This is a genomic window from Candidatus Marimicrobium litorale (assembly GCF_026262645.1).
GTDB classification, from domain to species: Bacteria; Pseudomonadota; Gammaproteobacteria; order Pseudomonadales; family Halieaceae; genus Marimicrobium; species Marimicrobium litorale.
On sequence record NZ_SHNO01000001.1, the window covers coordinates 3,524,955 to 3,541,878 of the forward strand.

Sequence of the window (16,924 nt, forward strand, 5' to 3'; positions counted from 1 at the left end):
GCGGCTATTGAAATTCGACACTCTCGAGGATGTGTCGAAGTGTCCGCCTAATGACTTCGAAAATCGTTCCGCAACACCGATAAGCGACCAATTATTTTTCAAGAAAAACTCGCTTCAAAAATACGATCTTAACGGGAGTGACCGACATAAATCATATCTGCTTGTTCTCTCTTACCTCATCATAAGCAAATTTTCTAACTCTGCCCGCACTGTATCCACATCGCGGTTTTCGACATACCATTCAATCGTCTGCCGTACACCTTCTTCTAGCGAGACCTTTGGCGTCCATCCGCAGCGTTTTTGAGCGAAGCTTCCGTCGAGGGCTCTGTGTCTCACACCGACTGGTCTGTCGTTGAGATGTTTTAACCCTTCTTTTGGTCGCCAGCCAAAACATTTGAAGACCTCTTCGGTAATCTGATTGATAGTCACATAATCAGATGTCCCTACATTGACTGCTGATCCATCGGTAATGTTCTCTGCGGCGAGGATGATTCCGCTCACTATGTCGTCCACATAGGTAAATCCGCGCGACTGCTCACCATTCCCCCACACCTCAAAGGGTGACTGCTGAATAAACGCCTTCGCTATCAAGGCAATGATCGCATGGCTCTCGCTTTCTCTTGGTCCATACGCAGTTGATAACCGACAAGAGACCGCTCCAACCCCATATTGCTTGTTGTATGCCTTGAGCGATAACTCTCCCATAAGTTTCGCCCAGCCGTACTCCTCATCGGCAAACGCGCCTCCTCGAGTATTAAAATCGACCATCTCCTCGACTAATAATTGCCTCTCCTCTTGAATATCCGTTGGATAAACACAGGCGGAGCTGGTGAAAATAATTTGTTTTACGCCATTCTGAACGGCGGCATCGAACACGGTGTTATCTAACGCCATATTGCTAGCACAGCTAGCTGGGTGTGTCGAAATATACCCCCGGCCACCGTGGTCAGCTGCCAGGTGAAATAGAACTTCACCATCAGTACAAGACCGCAACGCAAAATCTCTCGATTTCAAGTCACCCTCAGAAAAATCAATTAGACTTCGCACCGTTGAGAGGTTTTCCATCTTGCCATTCGATAAGTCATCAATCACGGTGACTTTCGCACGTCGGCGAACCAATTCCTCGACCAGGTGACTCCCGATGAAACTAGCTCCACCGGTCACAATACATTTTACGCCTGTCCATTCTCTGTTCATGGTTATCAAACTTTAGCTGGTACACATGGGTCGACTATACCTAAAAAACGTCGCGTGAAATTGTGTACGACTTCGATCCTAGAAACCGCTTGGAGAAAATTCTATTAATCTATTTCACGCTTTCGTCTGCCTCGCCAGACGCGTCTTTCGTAAAGACCCTCGAAGCCGGCTGACCGTCTTTTCCTTGCTCCCCGTGTCACTGGAAACCAGCGCAACGTGGTGTGCGACAGTGCAACGCACGGGGTTTAATTTCTCCAAAGATATCCACGCCCCGCGTAAACACTAGGCATTTTTTGCAGTGTGTTGGACCGGGCCCGGCAAAGCGCTAGCTTAATCAATTCAAACCTATCAAGCCATACAGGGACACGAATTCTGGAGCATAAATTGCCTCGTCTATAGGGCGATGGCAGTGTGATATCTTCGATATAAAACTTAAAGAGATCGATGGAATCATAGGCCAAGGGCTCATTTGTTTGACTCGCTCCTTGTCCAGGAGCGATGTCGGGGCCAGATTTCCCCTGTTGCTTCGCTCTTGCCGGCAGTAGCAGCGCAAGCGATTCCTCTGCACTCCGTCAGACGGATGACTTCTGACTCATGATCAGCGCGTAAATTCCTGCGATTTTTTGTGCCAATGACCCTTGACTGCCCAATATAGCAACCAAATAACCGATGCGAATACGTATTCGGCGCCGACGGCGTAAGACATATTGCCTGCTTTCAAATTCCTCTCGTAACTCTTCGATGCGCGGAGGGTGTTCTATATTGAAATGATCGGTTATCGTCTTAAAAAACAATTTTTTGCTATTCTGGCGCAGGTACAGTTGGGCCAGTTTTGACAAGGAGGCAAACTTGTTCGCGCCGTGTATCCGATAAACGAAGCCCGGTACCGTCTCATAGAATTTATTGGCACCAAGAATCGAGGCGGCGCGCACTATAACGCCGTCTGCGGTAAAGCCTGTTTTTCTCGCTTCAACCTCTGGGATATGCAGGACTTTCGTAAGCCTGCTCGAAATATTGCTGGTGGCATCCATACTGTCCGGCATGGATATAATTCTTTTTGCCAGGTCCGCGTGTAGTGATATACCTGAGGTGGGTGTCCCGACAAACTCGTAAAACATCAGAGAAGCCCATTTAGTTTTCCCGATCGCACCTCGCGGAAACGTCATGCGGGCGAGGTAGTTTGCATTGCGCTGCGTGGTTTGCGGGTTACTGCCTCGCACGTCTGCTGCGGCCATCACAAACGAAATGTCACTATTTTCATTATAGATATCTCGTAAGCGCTGCAGGTAGCCCGGTAACAGCGCGTCATCGCTGTCCAGTAGTACCACAACATCAGCCTTTGCCGCATTTATGCCAACGCGCACCGCTTTCATTTGGCCCTGATTTTCTTGACGTATGATACGTACACCGGGCCTTGTCTCGTATAGCGCGAGAATATCGACGGAAGAATCCGTTGAGCCATCGTCTACTATCACCATTTCGTCGCCGTCGCCTAATTGGTGAAGTGCGCTATCGAGTGCGGCGGCAAGAAATTTGTCGTAATTGTAGTTATTTACGACAACTGAGAACGAGGGATATTTGCCAGTGGAGTCCATAATTTTAGTTGGGCCAACTCCAGTCTTCGCCTAAAAAATCATACAGGCGCCGATTGTAGGGTCGGAATAGTTCTGTCAGATAGTCGCGACAGCGCTCGTCCATAGGTTCAGTGTAGTTCCCCTTGTTTTTATGCACTGTTTGACCGAAGTCATGCCCGGGTAATCCTACGAAGAGACTGATTTTATTCAATATATCAGACGGATTTTCGGAAAAGTCCTGATGGTTAATAATCTTGATTTGGTCGCGCGGAAAGTATCGCAACCAATGCTCGATTTGATCGATGTACATGCCGCGCCGAGCGTAAGAGTAGCGTCGAAAATGTCGGTTAACTTTATTCGGGTCGCTCATGTTTAGCGCCGTGCCTTTTGCCAATCGCTTTTCTTCCGCCTGCAATGCTTCCCAAAAAGACAAGTTATCGCCGAAGAACGTGTTTCGCTGGTGGTGATAATGGGAGTAGGCTCGGTCAATCGGGTTGCGCAGAATCATCACAATGCGGGCCTTGGGAACCAACTTTGATGCATTTATTGCGTATGAGTTGCAGACCATTGCAGGAGTCGCCTCGCCGGTCACTGCTTGGTAACCCAGTGATTCACTGGCCTGGCGTAACTCGCTGTACGTCGGTAAGTGACTGCGGTACCAATTTTCCCCATGGCTCAGATTAACGCGGTTGGTGAAATAGTGAATTTCCTTGCGCTGCGGAGGTACAAACCCTGGGTGGTTGAGTAAGTGATGAAACAGCGAAGTGGTGCCACATTTCATGGCGCCTGCAATAATAAAATCCGGCAGCGCATGATGTGAGGCGTTACCTGAGGTAAAGCGCCGTAGAAAATTCGATGAGTTGCGCCAAGCCGAGCGCTTTAGATTTTTTAATTGACGGGATCGTAAGCCCTCATCCTGGCTCTTAGTCATGCCTGCTGTTACTCCTGAAACTTCCCAATATTGTTGTACTAATACCCGTGTAGTGTCCCGCCAGGTAGACAAGCCAGATTTGACTAAACAGCGTGCTGATTACTGATGCTGTTGCTGCTCCAACAGCTCCATATGACGGAACCAGTAAGGCCAGAGCGGTTATGTGGGTGATTGCAGCTGCTACCATTACGCCGGGCACACGATTTTGATGTCCAGTCATGATTAGAATGTCAGACACGGGCCCAGCGCTGACGCCGATAATACCACTCGCAACCAGTATTATCAGTACAAGGCTGCCCTCAGAAAAGCCGCGACCAAACATCTCTATCAGGGGGCCGGCAAATACAACTAAAAAGACACTTAAGCCCAGTGTAATCCAAAGGCTGCCATGGGCACTTTGCGTGGCTAGCAGTTGGAGTTGCCGCTCCTTGCCCGCTGCATGTGCCGCGGCGATTGACTGGGAGTTGACCATGCTCACAACCGTTTTTGGAATTGCAGCAAGGCTGGCCAGTCGTTCCGCAGCGAAATACGCGCCCGCAGCAGCTGGGCCGGCTAAAAACCCGACCAGTAGCACGTTTGAGTACCGCATAACCTGGCCGGAAATAGCCCCGATGAAAACTGGAATCGCGGTACCAAATATCTTACTCGAGTGGTATTCGTCGGAAATGGTCTTGTCGATTGTGCCTAATGGTTCAGTTTCCCTGGTGGCACCCGCGCGGTGCCATCGTGAGTAAATCGCTGCGTGTCCAAGCATGGTCAAGGTAAGACTGAGGGATACCATAAGCAATATATCCTGCCCCGTCACCGGGTCGGTGAAAAGCCACCACCCGCCGAGTACGAAAAGGCCGGTCAAACAAGGCCTAAGCACCTGAAGTGGCAGGAGCGCCAACACCAGCCACTGGCGGGCCCGCGATATGTCGCGCAGAAAAAAACTGAACGTCACCACTGGCGCGCAAAGCAGCGCAGTTGTGGCGACACTGCGGTAGATGTCGTTGTCGACGAGCTGGTCCCAGAACAGCCAGACAGGAATCGCGATGAGCACCGGCAGTGCGGCTGTACGCACCAACAATGACAAGCTCTTACGAATGATTTCACCTATAGCAGCTTGGTTGTGCTGGGCAGCTAGTGAAGCGACAAATCGACTCGCCACCATTGGGATGCCTACGCATGCCATGATGCCGACCATGAAAAGCAGCGACTGCCCCCATGCGTAAACGCCATATTCCGCAGGATCACCCAGGACGCGCGCAATGCACACTTGCAAAGCGAAAATGGATAGCAGACCAGTAATGCGAATAACGCCCGCAGTTGCGCCGCGTCGCAAAAAGCGCTTTGTTGAGTAGCGATATTTGCGCGGCAGCTTCTCTTCCTCACTCACGCGCTAGTGCTCTTTTAGTCGTGCGTTCTGCGCTTGACAAGGTCAGCAAAGTTGCGACCATTAGCGCCCAGGTGAAGCTGTTTGTTTTCAGGAGAAAGCTCTCGCCTAGGTTGCCCAGCAGTAAGCTGCCCAGAATGGCGCCGAACACAATCGTCTCCATTTGCGCGCCCTTGGTGAGCCCGCTACGTATGGCAAATAGAGCGGGGGAAAATACGCTGGCGCCAAAAATTACCGCGCCGATTAAACCCAGCTGTGCGGCAAGATCGACGAATCCATTGTGAGCATGAGTAGGGTGCCAGGGTTCTCGTTCCCATATGTAGTTAGAGGGCTCCTTGTTTCCCCTCCAGAAGCCGCCCACGCCATAGCCTAGAAGCGGACGCTCCTTCACTTTGTGCAAGACGTGCCCCCACAATTCTACTCGGCCGCGGCCTGTTTTGAATTTCAGGCTTTGTGGGCCGCGCAGGCTCGCGGCTTCGATAATGTTACATGCGCCGGAGCTGCCGCTGAGCTTTTTCTGTAAGCAGTTTGCCGGCTCGCTTATGAGGAAGGACGGTACAATCTTGTACACTGTTTGCGTTACCAAGCAGGCTCCGCTGATTAGGGCGAACAGGGTCACGCCGACCGCGAAGCCCCTGCGACCGTCGCGAAACAGGTAAAAAGCCAGGCACGAAAACACGATTAATCCGCAAATTAGAGATGTCTTGGAACCAGACATCACCACTAGAAGCAAGGCAAACCCGCAGCCGGCTATTAGAAGCGCCCGCTGATTAGGTTGCCAAATAGCCAGCGTCACAAATACAACACCCGCCAGTACACTGTAACGGCCTAGACGATTTTTATGCTGGAATACACCTCGCCATAAATCTTCGTGAGCACCTGTCATCAGGCCTGTCTCCGGATAGGCTAACGCGACAAAAAAACTGGCCATCAAAATAATTGCAAGTGCTGCTGCGAGAATCTGTAGTAGATTCAGTGCTGGAAAACGCAGATACAAATAAAGTCCCAATGAAGTACAGCCGAAGAGTCCTACGACCTTCTCCAAAGATGTCATTGGATCAAATGACCACAGTGGAGAAAACAGCGCAAGTACCAGCAGCGAAACCAGTATCTTCTGTCGCGATACCAATTGCAAAAATGCGTTCCAGTCGCGCATTAAAAGCACTGCGGTGATTCCGTAGAAGGCTAGATAAATGACAAGTTTCGCGGTTATGCCGCCTGGGGCGATCGCTTCCCCCTCCATAGGAACGACGGAAAAAATATTGTTAAGTGCTCGGCTGCACAAAAGTATACCAAACACGGCGAAGACGGATTCCCATAGCGGCACATGGGTTTCACCTGAAGCGGCAGTTCTATTATTCATGTGCGAGGTGTTCCGTTTTCCTGCCGTTGAAGTCGCCAGTGTCGGTAAATAGGTGCTATTAGCCACCATGGTTCAAATAGATAGCGGCGAGCCAGGCGGCGGGGGTCGTGCGCCAGCCGATAAAGCCAGCCCAGTCCCGCTGCGCTTAGCCATCGCGGGGGCTTTGCTTGCTCTCCTGTAAAGTAGTCCAGCGTCGCACCAGCCTGTACCACCCAACCAAATTCTAGTTGCTCGAAATTTTCGAGCAACCAGCGCTCTTGCAGGGGCATGCCCATACCGAGTAGTAGGATATCGGGAGAGTGCTTGTTGATGTTGTCGACCACAGCCGCATTATCTTTGATGTAGCCATGATGTAGATGCATGTCCAGATTCGGATACTCTCTCCTGATCCGTTCCAGCGATTTTTGCGCGACATGTTCGGTAGATCCGAGGTAGTAAATCCGCCACTTTTCTCTCTGCGCGGCCATCAAAAACTGTGGTAGATTATCCATGAGGGTAAATCGATGATTGAAACCAGCGTTCGATGAAAACAGCTCAAACAATCGGCGCACAGGCATACCGTCAATGAAGCAGTCATCGGCCCTGGCGTAGAACTCTGCCATATCGGGATTGTTGTGCCGAAGATAGATGGAGTGGAGATTGTGGCTGGCTGTAATACGCTTCCGTTGGGTTTTTTTCAGCTCTAGCCGCAAAAACGCTATCCACTGTTCAAAGGAACGCGGCGTTACGTTGGTGCCAAAAAACCTCTCTCCCGCTGCGGACAGCTTCACTTGCGCCACGCCGCCAGATTCCTGCCGGTTTGTAACTCCAGTGCACCAATATCGGCTCGGTAATAGTCCAGTAGGTACTGACGTGTTTTTTCATCCAGAGGTGGAAACTGCTTCAGATTTGCCCTATCTACGTGCCCGCGAATTTTCAAAGCGAAGCGGTAGGGCAAGATTGAGCGGGCAAAATTTTTCAAGCGATGCGATCGCATTAGCCCCTGCAGTAGCTGAGAACGAGGGTTGCCGGAGCGATTGTAACGGTGTTCGAAGGGGGGTTCGTGCTGGGCATCGATATTTAAGAAGACACAGACAGATTGCCAGAACGAGTGTGGGTCCTCGCGCATATCGTCGTAGAAAAGTACGTGAACTCTATCGCTTGTAAATTCGGCCTGATAGTTTTGCAGCGCCTCAGCGTACATTCCCATGCGATGGTAGCGCAGCAGAAACTCGACTTCACCGCGTGCGGATTCGATTTTCAAGGCCTCGGCTAATGTCTCGCAGGGTTCGATGTCAGCCGCTCTGGCATGGCACCAAGCTGAATAAGCGCGTTCAACGGGATTGCGAAAAATCACGATAATACGTGCATCGGGCGAGTAAGCGTGCAGCCTTTCGGCCATTCCAGGCGTGGGAAGATACCAGGTGCTGGCATCGGCACGGATGTGCTGTTTGTCTGTCGCGTCTGCGAACAGATCGAGATAGGCCTGGTGACTGCGTACCACGTAGTCATTTGCTGGGGCTGTTCGGCCATACCCGTCCGGAAACCAGTATCCCTTCTCACCAAAGGCGAGAAAGCCCGGCTCCTTGGGGAATGCCATGCAGACTTCCGGGTGCTGGCTTAGCCACCCGGCCAGCGCGCTGGTGCCGGCTTTCTGTGCGCCGACGAGAAACAGGTTGGGGCGTTTCTCAGTACGCATTCTTCCCACCCCATCCTCCAATCACCGTGCGGGCAATGATTTTAATATCCAGCCAGATAGACCAGTGTTCTATGTAGTACAGGTCGTATTTCACGCGCTGCTGCATTTTTTCCAATGTCTCGGTCTCGCCACGCAGTCCGTGTATTTGCGCCCAGCCGGTGATGCCGGGTTTAACCCTATGACGTTGCATGTAAGCGTCAATACGACGGATAAAGGCTTTGTTCAGCGCAACGGGGTGTGGACGCGGTCCGACCACCGACATGTCACCTTTCAATACGTTAACAAACTGCGGCAGTTCGTCGAGGCTGGTTCGCCTCAGGAATGCTCCGATGCGTGTAATTCGGGGGTCGTCTCGCTGAGCTTGGTTTGCATGATCAGGCGCAGGGACATCATCGTGCATGGTGCGGAATTTTAACACCCGTATAATTTTTCCGTCTCCGCCGTGACGCGGTTGACGAAAGAGTACGGGCCCTCGAGAATCCCGCTTGATTAAAAGCGCAATTAACGCCAGTACTGGCGCCAGTATCGCAAGCGCTGTGAGCGCGAATAGCTTGTCCAGCACAGCCTTGATAAGGGCGTTAGGCCCTGTTAAAGGTGAGGCATTTAGATCAATCACCACCATCCCGGCAACTTCTGATGGCACATGATTTATTAGTGCCAGCATCGACAGGTCGGGGATGTATCGCACTGTGAGACAGCTACTCTGCAACAGGTCTATCACCTCCCGCTGTTGCTTTGAGGTCTGATTGTCCATAGCTATCCATACTTCATCCGCTGCAGGTTGCGGTTGTGAGACCAGCACTTCCATCTCCTCCGGTGACATGGCCGGCACACCATAATCGATATTATCTCCGGGGGCTGTCAGCGAGTTGTATGACACCTGGCCGATGAACTCCCATTGCTGTATATCCTGGGCGGCCCTCGCTTTGTCGATGATGGAGCCTACAAAATCGCCCTCGCCAACGAGCAGGACCCTCACGTTGACGAGGTTACCGCGTGAAAAAAAGGAGCTAAGATTAGCGGCGCACCAGCGCAATGAAAACAGGATGATGATTGAGTAGATCAACCAGTAGCCCATCCACAAGCGCGAAAACTCTGAGGTTGACTTGGTCAAGGTTCCAATGAACATAAGGATTACGGCGACAGCCATCAGGCCGGGAATGAGGTTGCCTGTATGGCGCCAGTGCAGTCTGCCTCTCCAAGAGCGATATGCGCCGGTTACGGGTAATAATATCAGTACTAATCCGGCACCTAGAATCACAACAGACAGGTAGTCTAGAGGCATGTCCCATTTGGACCAGCGCGTAAAATAGGCCAGCCAGCCAGCCAACGCTATCAGAAGTCCATCAGCTAAAGCCGCGAAAGAGCTGGTCGAGGATGATGTGTTGTTGGTACTAAACGTCATGGCATAGCGAGGAACGGCGGCGGGGTATTACATAGTATAAACACAGGGTGCGCGCCTGGCTCGTCGAATGCGCTGTTGGCAATTTCCTCGCAAATTTCTGCATTATTCGCTGCCAAGGTTAGCCTTGCCTCCTTGTTGACATTGACATAGTGAAATTTGGAATCTGGCGGCCTGTTATTTTAGCAAGGCAGCGGCAGAACAGAATTGTATCACCTATCAATTCAAGCGGTGTTGATTTAACTGTTCAAGATCGAAAATCCGATCTACGCATTCAGGTGTGGGCACTGACAGATGCGGACAATTTAGCGTCGCCAGCTGCTGAAATCGGCTGATGAAACCCTATAAACACTACCGATTGGCGCGAAATATCATCGCTTGCGTTATCTGGCGCAATTATAGAGCCAATCCAAATCACCGTGATAAAGAGGAAGTTTGGGCTGAGCGCGGCGTTATGATCAGTCGATAAGCCATTAGCCTATTCAGCGTTCAGTGTGGTGGCCTCTGCTCACCAAGGCTGAGGCTATGGCGGTATCGAGGGATGCGGAGGTTCAGGTTCGTGCCGTCCGGGGGTATGTTCCGCTGCGCACAGCAAATAGAGGATGTAATCTTCCCGCCCCTAGCAAGTATGCTCTGCATAGGGGCGGCGATAGTGCTCGATTGCCTTGCTTTAGCGTTGTCAGTTACCACAGATTTATTGCATGTTCATGCAGATTGCTGTTTTCGTATTCGACGAACAAGCGCTTTTTCCAGCCGCGGAAGCAATCGTCTCTTGGCAGTTGGTGGTAGATACAAAGCTGAAAAACCGCTTGAATCTGCCCACTTTACATTTAAGAGGGCTTGATTAAACTGCTCGAATTCATTTTTCAAATCTGAGGCCAATTCTGGCCAATCGGCGCGTTCGGCGAGAGTGAGGATTTTCGCCTGCATACCCAGTTTGGCTATCTGATCTGCCTTCGTATTACGCTCGGCGATCATGCCGTTATCAAGGAAATCTTCCCGCTCGTTTGCCAATCTAATGCGAATGGTTGTTTTTTGTTCGACTGGCAGTCGGTGCCAATCCTCCACATAGGTATGTATGTGGTGCGCCTTCCAGTCTAGTCGCGCATAGAGATAGACCAGCTTTTCCGCCTGCTCACCGATGTGATCGGTTAAGAATTGGCGTTGCCTGCGCGAGCCTTTTTGCCCTGAATGAAAACCGAAGTCTCCCTGTGTGTAAGCGGCGTGCATCAGTCCAGCCAAAATCATATCCACGGGACAGTGGTGCGAAGCAAGTATGCTTGCTGTACCTATAAGATGGCAAATAAAGGGCTTTCCGGAGCCACGGTGCAGGCCCGAGAACATTGGAATTGCAGTTTGATAAGCGCGCTCAACGCGAGCGATATCCGACTCGAGATAGCTCAGAGCCCGCATTTGACGAACTAATTGTAAATTTGTCTGCGCGTAGTCAAATGTCATACATTAACGCGGGACTTGAGCGCGGAGAAGGCCACGCTCACGTAGCATTGTGCTAACCCATCGCCTACCGACCACTGGCAGGTTTTTTCTTAGCCACGATTTCTGAGATTGGCTGAATAGTTGGCGATGTTTTGCTGTCCATCGCGCCATTCGTTGAAGCGATTCGTCGTCTGGTCTCAGTACCCATTTTTTGCGCATTTCTTCAAGTGAGCGGTTGGACCACTCCTCACTCCATCGCAGTTCGAAAAATTTTCGATCCATGTCATCAAAGGCCGTCGCGGTGTCATAACGTACGATTGAACGCGGCTCAAAGTAAACATCGCCACCAGCTAAACGGATGTCGCGAGCTAAATCGAGATGCTCACCAAGCGATAAGAGGTTGTTGTTCAGAAATTCACGTTGCTCAAAGGCGCTTGTGCGCAATAAAACGCAGTGAAACTCGAAGGCGCCAACTGGCTCACGCTTTAGCTTCTTTCGAATGCTACGCAGTGGTGACATCATGTAGCGGTGACGTTGCGCCACTTTGACACTCCCGTCTTCCAGTTCTATTTCTGTAAAGTCGCCTCCGGCCATATGAATGACGCGAAGCGCCGCGATGCCTTCAAGAATAATGGGTCCCACTGCCCATGCGCCCGTTGCTTCGGCACAGTCGATCAGTGGTGGAAGCCACCCTTTATCTACATATAAATCGTTGTCGGCAAACACAACGTAAGGCGTATTGGCAATAGAAAGCGCGCGATTTCGAGCGCGATTTGGAGGCAGATATTCATCAATTCTTATGTAGTCGAAACCGTACTCTGCACACGTAGCGGCGATAGATTGCCCAATATGGGCGGGAGAATTGGCATCGATGTAGACGAGATGATAAGGAAATTCGGTGTTGGCTATGATATTGCGCAGCGAGGAGAGGGCAGTGCTGAATCGCTCGCGTGGAGTGATACAGATTGTTACCTTGATGTCGTCTGCCTGCTTCATAGCTGTCCAGTTTTTGCGGAGGCGGCGGCCAAACATCAAGGTATCAAATTCTGTATAAGCGTGCACTCAAATTGGACATGAGGGCTTCTAGTTTAATGGGTGTGCTAGGGTGCTTGTAAGAAGAAAATGAGAATACAGGAGTGGGCACGTTCATGGTGCACTTGCAGATGAATGGCTTTATAGCCGACAACCTTTACCAATACGTAATCGCCAGGCTTATCGCCGAAGAGCTGGGGTTCCAGCTGGAAGTCAGTCATTCCAAGGGAAAAGGGGGCGTTAATGCGCAGGAGCTGGATGAGTTGCTTTCCCATTGTACAGACGCACCGCTCAGTATCGTCGGTGACCGCTATGCAGAGCCAGTGGACTATGCCGCCCACGAATCCAACACTGCATTTGATGGCTTTCACCTTGATTTAGCCGCTATTTTCGCTGACAAATCGCCCCGACGACTGGAAATTCGTGGCTATTTTCAAAACTATACGCTGCTGCGCCCGTACAAAGCGAGGATACGCCGCTGGTTCGATATGCCGGTATTCAGCGGCCATTACGAGATTCAGCCAGGTGATCTTTTGGCCCACATACGCTGGGGCGATATGGTGGTTTTTGATCTGGCTATGAGCCTCAGTTTTTACTCAGATCTGCTGCAGCGATTGGAATTTGAGCGTTTGTTTGTTTGCGGATGCGGTATTAGTGAGGAAGTGCGGGAGGCGCTGGAGCCATTTTCTCCTATCTATGTTCAGGGCACGCCGGCGGAAGATTTTCGTTTCATGCTTGGCTTCAATCGCATCATACAGTCGAACAGTGGCTTCGCCTGGTGGGCTGGCTTTCTGTCCTCGGCGAGCGAAATTTACTGTCCGCTCATGGGTCAAAACGAACGCACGGACCATTCCGCAGCGACCCTGCGTGATCTGCGGGTGGACGACGAAGACCGCTACCACTACGTCGAGGATGTTCCATATCTGGAAAGAGACTACACACTCAGGGATGTTCTGGCCTCGCGGGACCAACTGCGCAAGAAACGCATAGCGAGCTCGATTCGACAATTGGCGGCACAAGCACTTAGGAAACTGCTTTTTCTACGATGATCCCCGTACCCGACGGGACTGCCAAGTGCCGCCATTTTTGCGCAAAACACGAATACTCAAAGGGTATAACGTAGGCTACTAACGCTCAGTGGGCTTCGTGGCTCCAGCCTATGACCTTGAGTTATTTTGTCAGTCCCCACCAGGGTAATCACTTCGCTCACTGTATGTATTGATATGCTTCAGCAGCAACCGACTTACCGCTTCCGGAGCGATATCTGTAACCCAGTGATTCACGCCTTCCAGGATTTCGAACTCATAGGGGCCGTCAACAAAATTTGCCGTTAACATAGCACCGTCAGGGCCCAGTGCCGCATCTTCGTCACTCCAGATAAACATGGTGGGCAAGTCTATCTGGCTAACAACCAACGACGATCCAAAAGTCAGGGCACGATACCAATTCAGAGCTGCCGACAACGCGTCAGGCGTGCCCAAAGCTGCCAGATAGACCGCTATATCCTCCTCATCAACCCCGCTGTAAATTGCACGCAGCAATTGCGCATCGTTTGCCAGCAGCAAGTCCTGTGAATTCGGGGTCTGGAAGAATTCAATATAGCTGGAGCGTTGCGCCTGATCCGAGTTGTTGTCCAGCAACGCCTGGGCGAAGGCCAGCGGGTGAGGTACGGATATGGGGTTTAAACTGATCAGCCTTTCGGGATGGTTGCCCCCAACCGCCCAGGTTACGTTCGCCCCCCAGTCGTGACCTACGAGATGAAAACGCTCAAAACCCAGTTGATCCGCCATTGCAATCACGTCTTCCACCAGGTACTGCACGCTGTACTGCTCGATCGTGGCTGGCCTGGCACGGGGCGAGTAGCCTCGCTGGTCCGGTGCCACGGCATAGTAGCCCGCGGCTCCAAGGGCGCGCACCTGGTGTTCAAACTGGTGGGATGTCGAAGGAAAGCCATGCAGTAGCATTACGGGCTCGCCAGTGGCAGGGCCCGCGGCTATTGCGTCAAACACAAGCTCGTCGACCGTGATCTCAATCTGGCGAATCTCTCCCCATAACGCCGGAGCCAGACCGGATTCGTCGCCATCATTGGTGTCGGAGCATGCCGTGAGGAATGTTGCGACCGCCACCAGCACCGGTAATGTGCGGCGCATGTAGTACTGCATAGACAGGCCGACTTTACGAATTGTTGCCATAACTCCCCGCTCTCATCATCTCTTGCTGGAACAAATATCTGGTGTGGGGCCAAGTATAGGTAAGATAAAAGAGATAATGGAAAGAAAACCACTCGCGCCAATAGGCTATTTGCCGCAATGATGTGGCTAAATCATCCTTAATCAGCTCAAAATCGCGCCCGTATCGGTTCTTCCACAGATCTTTTACATGCAGGCCTGAGTAGAAGCATACAGAAACTTGTACCATCCATTGTTCAATGGCGTCCCTGCTGGTTGCGCTGTGAACTCGCGGACTCCCCTCCGGCGAAATGAGGCAATGTCTCGCGTGGCACACTGGTTGAGGGTGCCTTACGCCGATCCACAAACGAGACTCTCTAGAACGGAATGTCATCATCCTCAAAATCAGAGGGTGTCGGAAAAGACGGCTCCTCTGCCGGAGGTGCCGTTTCATCGCCCCCGGTGACTACTTTCCAGCCTTGGAGATTGTTGTAATACCTGCCATTGTATTCGCGGCCACGGATGTCAAAGCTCACGGTGATTTCCTGCTCTGGCTCGAGGGCGTCCAACAAGGCAGCCTTATCCTGGACGAATTCCAGATTAATTTCTTGGGGGTACTTACCGTCTTCCACGATGACTACCATCTCACGTTTGGTGAAACCGCTGTCGAAGGTCTTGGGTTCCTGAATGAGCTTGATCTTACCCGTTAGCTCATAGGCCATGGGATTCTCCCTTGATAAATGATTCACGCCGTTCAAGAATGGACGATGGGAGGCGTTTCGTGCACCCCTCCACTTCTATTGTTGAACCTCTGCCAATAGTCGGATGCTCTCTTGCGTAGAAAGCCTATAAAAATAAACAATGTGTTGGGTGCAGAAAAACACCAGTGACAGCGACCGCCCGTCTTCGACCGCTGAATATAAGTTGAGAGTATACAGGCCTGTGAGGGCAGGTCGTTGAAAAAGTGTGGCGAATTTATTCAGCCGAGTCGGGGAGAGGAGCCAAGTTCGAATGTGTGCCGAAAGCGATCTGTGATGTTGGGGGAGGGTGAGTGCACGAAGTCGTGGAATTCCAGGCGATTGCACAGATCGAACTACCGCACTCCCGAAGTGTCGGACGAGGGCCGAACGATCGCTCGAGGCGACCACAGTGAGGGTGTGGGAGATGCGAAGGTTCAAATCTATCAGGCAGGCTCAGAGATTCGTGACTGCCCATGCTGCATTTCAGAATCTATTCAATCTCAGCTGACACCCCGTCATTGCGCGACATTATCGGAACCTCAGCATCAGTGCGCTCTGCGATTGGAGTGGGGTGGAGGCCTGATCTCTCGAGGTTGAAATCCCATCGAAACAGACACTTAACAGGTCAGTATTTAATTACCTATTACAAAAAATAGGACTGTGGCCGTATCTCTGGTAGCGAGCGCCTTCCCAAACCCAACACTGGAAGGTTAGGTATCATCCCCTGTACTATCTACTGCCCACGTATTATCGGTAAGACAATAAATGCAGAAAAACAGTGCGCCTATTACAGAGTTCACCATCGACATCTCCGACGCTGAGATCGATGACCTAAAGCGCCGACTCGCTTTCACGCGCTGGCCCGATCAAATACCGGGAACCGATTGGCGCTACGGTGCAAAGACTGAATACATCCGGTCTCTTTGTGACTATTGGCGCAACGAATACGATTGGCGCAAACACGAGACACGACTCAATCGTTTTCCTCAGTTTAGGACGGAAATTGCGGGAACCGATATTCATTTCGTGCATGTTGAGTCAAAACATGCAGACGCGACGCCGCTGCTAATTAGCCATGGTTGGCCGGGGACCTTTGTAGAGTTTCTGCACGTCATTGACCCGCTCGTGAACCCCGAGGCGCATGGTGGAACCGCCGATAATGCGTTCCATGTTGTCTGCCCGTCACTGCCGGGTTACGGTTTTTCCGGCACCACAACGACAGAACAGATAGATACGCTGGCGATTGGCGAAGCATTTGCCCAACTCATGGCGCGCTTGGGGTACTCAAAGTACATAGCACAGGGTGGCGACTGGGGTGCGCTTATCACGTCCAATATCGGTTGTATCGATGCGGAGCACCTTTACGGCATCCATCTCAATATGCCTTTTGGGTTCCCCACGACCGCCGATCCCAACGAGGGCTTATCTGCTTCGGAGATTGCTGATCTGGCAACCATGGCACACTTTGAGCAGATGGAAACCGGCTATCAGAAAATTCAGGGAACCAAGCCACAAACTCTGGGCGTAGGCCTCAATGATTCACCGGCCGGGCTCTGCGCCTGGATTACAGAAAAATTTCATAGCTGGATGGATTGCGATGGCGATATCGAGTCGGTTCTCGATAAGGATGATCTGCTCACCAATATTTCCATTTATTGGTTCACGCAAAGCATTTGCTCTTCAACGCGACTGTACTACGAGGTAACACAGAACCCCAGACTGAAGTTTCTTGAAGCCCCCGTCGCTGTACCCACCGGAGTGGCGCGCTTTCCCAAGGAGTTAATGTTGTTCCCGCGGCTGTGGTGCGACAACGTTTACAGCGATATCGTGCAGTGGAACACGTTCGAAAAGGGTGGGCATTTCGCGGCGCTGGAACGCCCCGCGGAATTTGTAGACGAGATTCGCACCTTCGCCGCCAACGTTGTGCGCTGACGATAATCAGGCAAATCGTACTGCCAAGTTAAACCGATGAATTGGCTAGAATCGGCAAATGAACGATACTAACAAGCTAACGTGACGTCATGGGC

Annotated in this window: 14 protein-coding genes and 1 pseudogene; 3 read left to right on the top strand and 12 right to left on the bottom strand. The window is 51.5% G+C overall.

Translation table 11 applies throughout. The annotated features are described in order from the left end of the window. Positions 1–171: 171 nt before the first annotated feature. From EYC82_RS15755 to EYC82_RS15800, 10 genes are all read right to left on the bottom strand, one after another. Positions 172–1,197 carry an NAD-dependent epimerase/dehydratase family protein gene (locus EYC82_RS15755; RefSeq protein ID WP_279250501.1) on the bottom strand — a complete coding sequence of 342 codons (1,026 nt, stop codon included), beginning with the start codon at positions 1,195–1,197 and terminating at the stop codon, positions 172–174. Positions 1,198–1,769: 572 nt separating this feature from the next. Next, positions 1,770–2,792, bottom strand: a complete 1,023-nt coding sequence (locus EYC82_RS15760) for a glycosyltransferase family 2 protein (protein WP_279250502.1) — start codon at positions 2,790–2,792, stop codon at positions 1,770–1,772. Between the two features lie 4 nt (positions 2,793–2,796). Beyond that, positions 2,797–3,702 carry a sulfotransferase domain-containing protein gene (locus EYC82_RS15765; protein ID WP_279250503.1) on the bottom strand — a complete coding sequence of 302 codons (906 nt, stop codon included), beginning with the start codon at positions 3,700–3,702 and terminating at the stop codon, positions 2,797–2,799. Beyond that, positions 3,695–5,080 carry a lipopolysaccharide biosynthesis protein gene (locus tag EYC82_RS15770; RefSeq protein WP_279250504.1) on the bottom strand — a complete coding sequence of 462 codons (1,386 nt, stop codon included), beginning with the start codon at positions 5,078–5,080 and terminating at the stop codon, positions 3,695–3,697. Before EYC82_RS15770 ends, EYC82_RS15765 begins: the two co-directional genes overlap by 8 nt. Further along, positions 5,073–6,440, bottom strand: a complete 1,368-nt coding sequence (locus tag EYC82_RS15775) for an O-antigen ligase family protein (RefSeq protein WP_279250505.1) — start codon at positions 6,438–6,440, stop codon at positions 5,073–5,075. The genes EYC82_RS15770 and EYC82_RS15775 overlap by 8 nt, the downstream gene beginning before the upstream one ends. Beyond that, a complete protein-coding gene (locus EYC82_RS15780) occupies positions 6,437–7,219 on the bottom strand; it encodes a WecB/TagA/CpsF family glycosyltransferase (protein WP_279250506.1) in 783 nt (260 codons plus the stop codon). Before EYC82_RS15780 ends, EYC82_RS15775 begins: the two co-directional genes overlap by 4 nt. Then, positions 7,207–8,118 (bottom strand): sulfotransferase family protein, encoded by a 912-nt coding sequence (locus EYC82_RS15785; protein WP_279250507.1) that lies wholly within the window; start codon positions 8,116–8,118, stop codon positions 7,207–7,209. Before EYC82_RS15785 ends, EYC82_RS15780 begins: the two co-directional genes overlap by 13 nt. Then, positions 8,108–9,523 (bottom strand): undecaprenyl-phosphate glucose phosphotransferase, encoded by a 1,416-nt coding sequence (locus tag EYC82_RS15790; protein WP_279250508.1) that lies wholly within the window; start codon positions 9,521–9,523, stop codon positions 8,108–8,110. Before EYC82_RS15790 ends, EYC82_RS15785 begins: the two co-directional genes overlap by 11 nt. Positions 9,524–10,225: 702 nt before the next feature. After that, complete coding sequence (locus tag EYC82_RS15795; RefSeq protein WP_279250509.1) at positions 10,226–10,978, bottom strand: DUF6817 domain-containing protein; 753 nt, start codon at positions 10,976–10,978, stop codon at positions 10,226–10,228. 3 nt (positions 10,979–10,981) lie between these two features. Then, entirely contained in the window at positions 10,982–11,953 is a 972-nt protein-coding gene (locus EYC82_RS15800; RefSeq protein WP_279250510.1) for a glycosyltransferase family 2 protein, read from the bottom strand. Between the two features lie 152 nt (positions 11,954–12,105). Here EYC82_RS15800 and EYC82_RS15805 point away from each other — a divergent pair, with 152 nt between their 5' ends. Beyond that, positions 12,106–13,038, top strand: coding sequence for an O-fucosyltransferase family protein (locus EYC82_RS15805; RefSeq protein WP_279250511.1), 933 nt, complete (start codon positions 12,106–12,108; stop codon positions 13,036–13,038). A gap of 129 nt (positions 13,039–13,167) precedes the next feature. Here EYC82_RS15805 and EYC82_RS15810 read toward each other — a convergent pair whose 3' ends face one another. Together EYC82_RS15810 and EYC82_RS15815 are read right to left on the bottom strand one after the other, a co-directional pair. Further along, on the bottom strand, positions 13,168–14,181 hold the full coding sequence (locus tag EYC82_RS15810) for an alpha/beta fold hydrolase (protein WP_279250512.1): 1,014 nt from the start codon (positions 14,179–14,181) through the stop codon (positions 13,168–13,170). Positions 14,182–14,534: 353 nt separating this feature from the next. Then, entirely contained in the window at positions 14,535–14,879 is a 345-nt protein-coding gene (locus tag EYC82_RS15815) for a DUF3127 domain-containing protein (RefSeq protein WP_279250513.1), read from the bottom strand. Between the two features lie 397 nt (positions 14,880–15,276). On the opposite strand from EYC82_RS15815, the pseudogene EYC82_RS18175 reads away from it, so the two are divergent. Together EYC82_RS18175 and EYC82_RS15820 are read left to right on the top strand one after the other, a co-directional pair. Next, positions 15,277–15,480, top strand: a pseudogene (locus EYC82_RS18175) (IS6 family transposase); the annotation flags it as partial. A 182-nt stretch (positions 15,481–15,662) separates the two neighbouring features. After that, a complete protein-coding gene (locus EYC82_RS15820; RefSeq protein WP_279250514.1) occupies positions 15,663–16,829 on the top strand; it encodes an epoxide hydrolase family protein in 1,167 nt (388 codons plus the stop codon). Positions 16,830–16,924: the final 95 nt, after the last annotated feature.

What these genes read in the sequence shown, in the direction of transcription:
- EYC82_RS15755 (WP_279250501.1), bottom strand. Translation starts at nt 1,197, where the DNA reads ATGAACAGAGAATGGACAGGCGTAAAATGTATTGTGACCGGTGGAGCT.
- EYC82_RS15760 (WP_279250502.1), bottom strand. Translation starts at nt 2,792, where the DNA reads ATGGACTCCACTGGCAAATATCCCTCGTTCTCAGTTGTCGTAAATAAC.
- EYC82_RS15765 (WP_279250503.1), bottom strand. Translation starts at nt 3,702, where the DNA reads ATGACTAAGAGCCAGGATGAGGGCTTACGATCCCGTCAATTAAAAAAT.
- EYC82_RS15775 (WP_279250505.1), bottom strand. Translation starts at nt 6,440, where the DNA reads ATGAATAATAGAACTGCCGCTTCAGGTGAAACCCATGTGCCGCTATGG.
- EYC82_RS15785 (WP_279250507.1), bottom strand. Translation starts at nt 8,118, where the DNA reads ATGCGTACTGAGAAACGCCCCAACCTGTTTCTCGTCGGCGCACAGAAA.
- EYC82_RS15790 (WP_279250508.1), bottom strand. Translation starts at nt 9,523, where the DNA reads ATGACGTTTAGTACCAACAACACATCATCCTCGACCAGCTCTTTCGCG.
- EYC82_RS15795 (WP_279250509.1), bottom strand. Translation starts at nt 10,978, where the DNA reads ATGACATTTGACTACGCGCAGACAAATTTACAATTAGTTCGTCAAATG.
- EYC82_RS15800 (WP_279250510.1), bottom strand. Translation starts at nt 11,953, where the DNA reads ATGAAGCAGGCAGACGACATCAAGGTAACAATCTGTATCACTCCACGC.
- EYC82_RS15805 (WP_279250511.1), top strand. Translation starts at nt 12,106, where the DNA reads ATGGTGCACTTGCAGATGAATGGCTTTATAGCCGACAACCTTTACCAA.
- EYC82_RS15810 (WP_279250512.1), bottom strand. Translation starts at nt 14,181, where the DNA reads ATGGCAACAATTCGTAAAGTCGGCCTGTCTATGCAGTACTACATGCGC.
- EYC82_RS15815 (WP_279250513.1), bottom strand. Translation starts at nt 14,879, where the DNA reads ATGGCCTATGAGCTAACGGGTAAGATCAAGCTCATTCAGGAACCCAAG.
- EYC82_RS15820 (WP_279250514.1), top strand. Translation starts at nt 15,663, where the DNA reads ATGCAGAAAAACAGTGCGCCTATTACAGAGTTCACCATCGACATCTCC.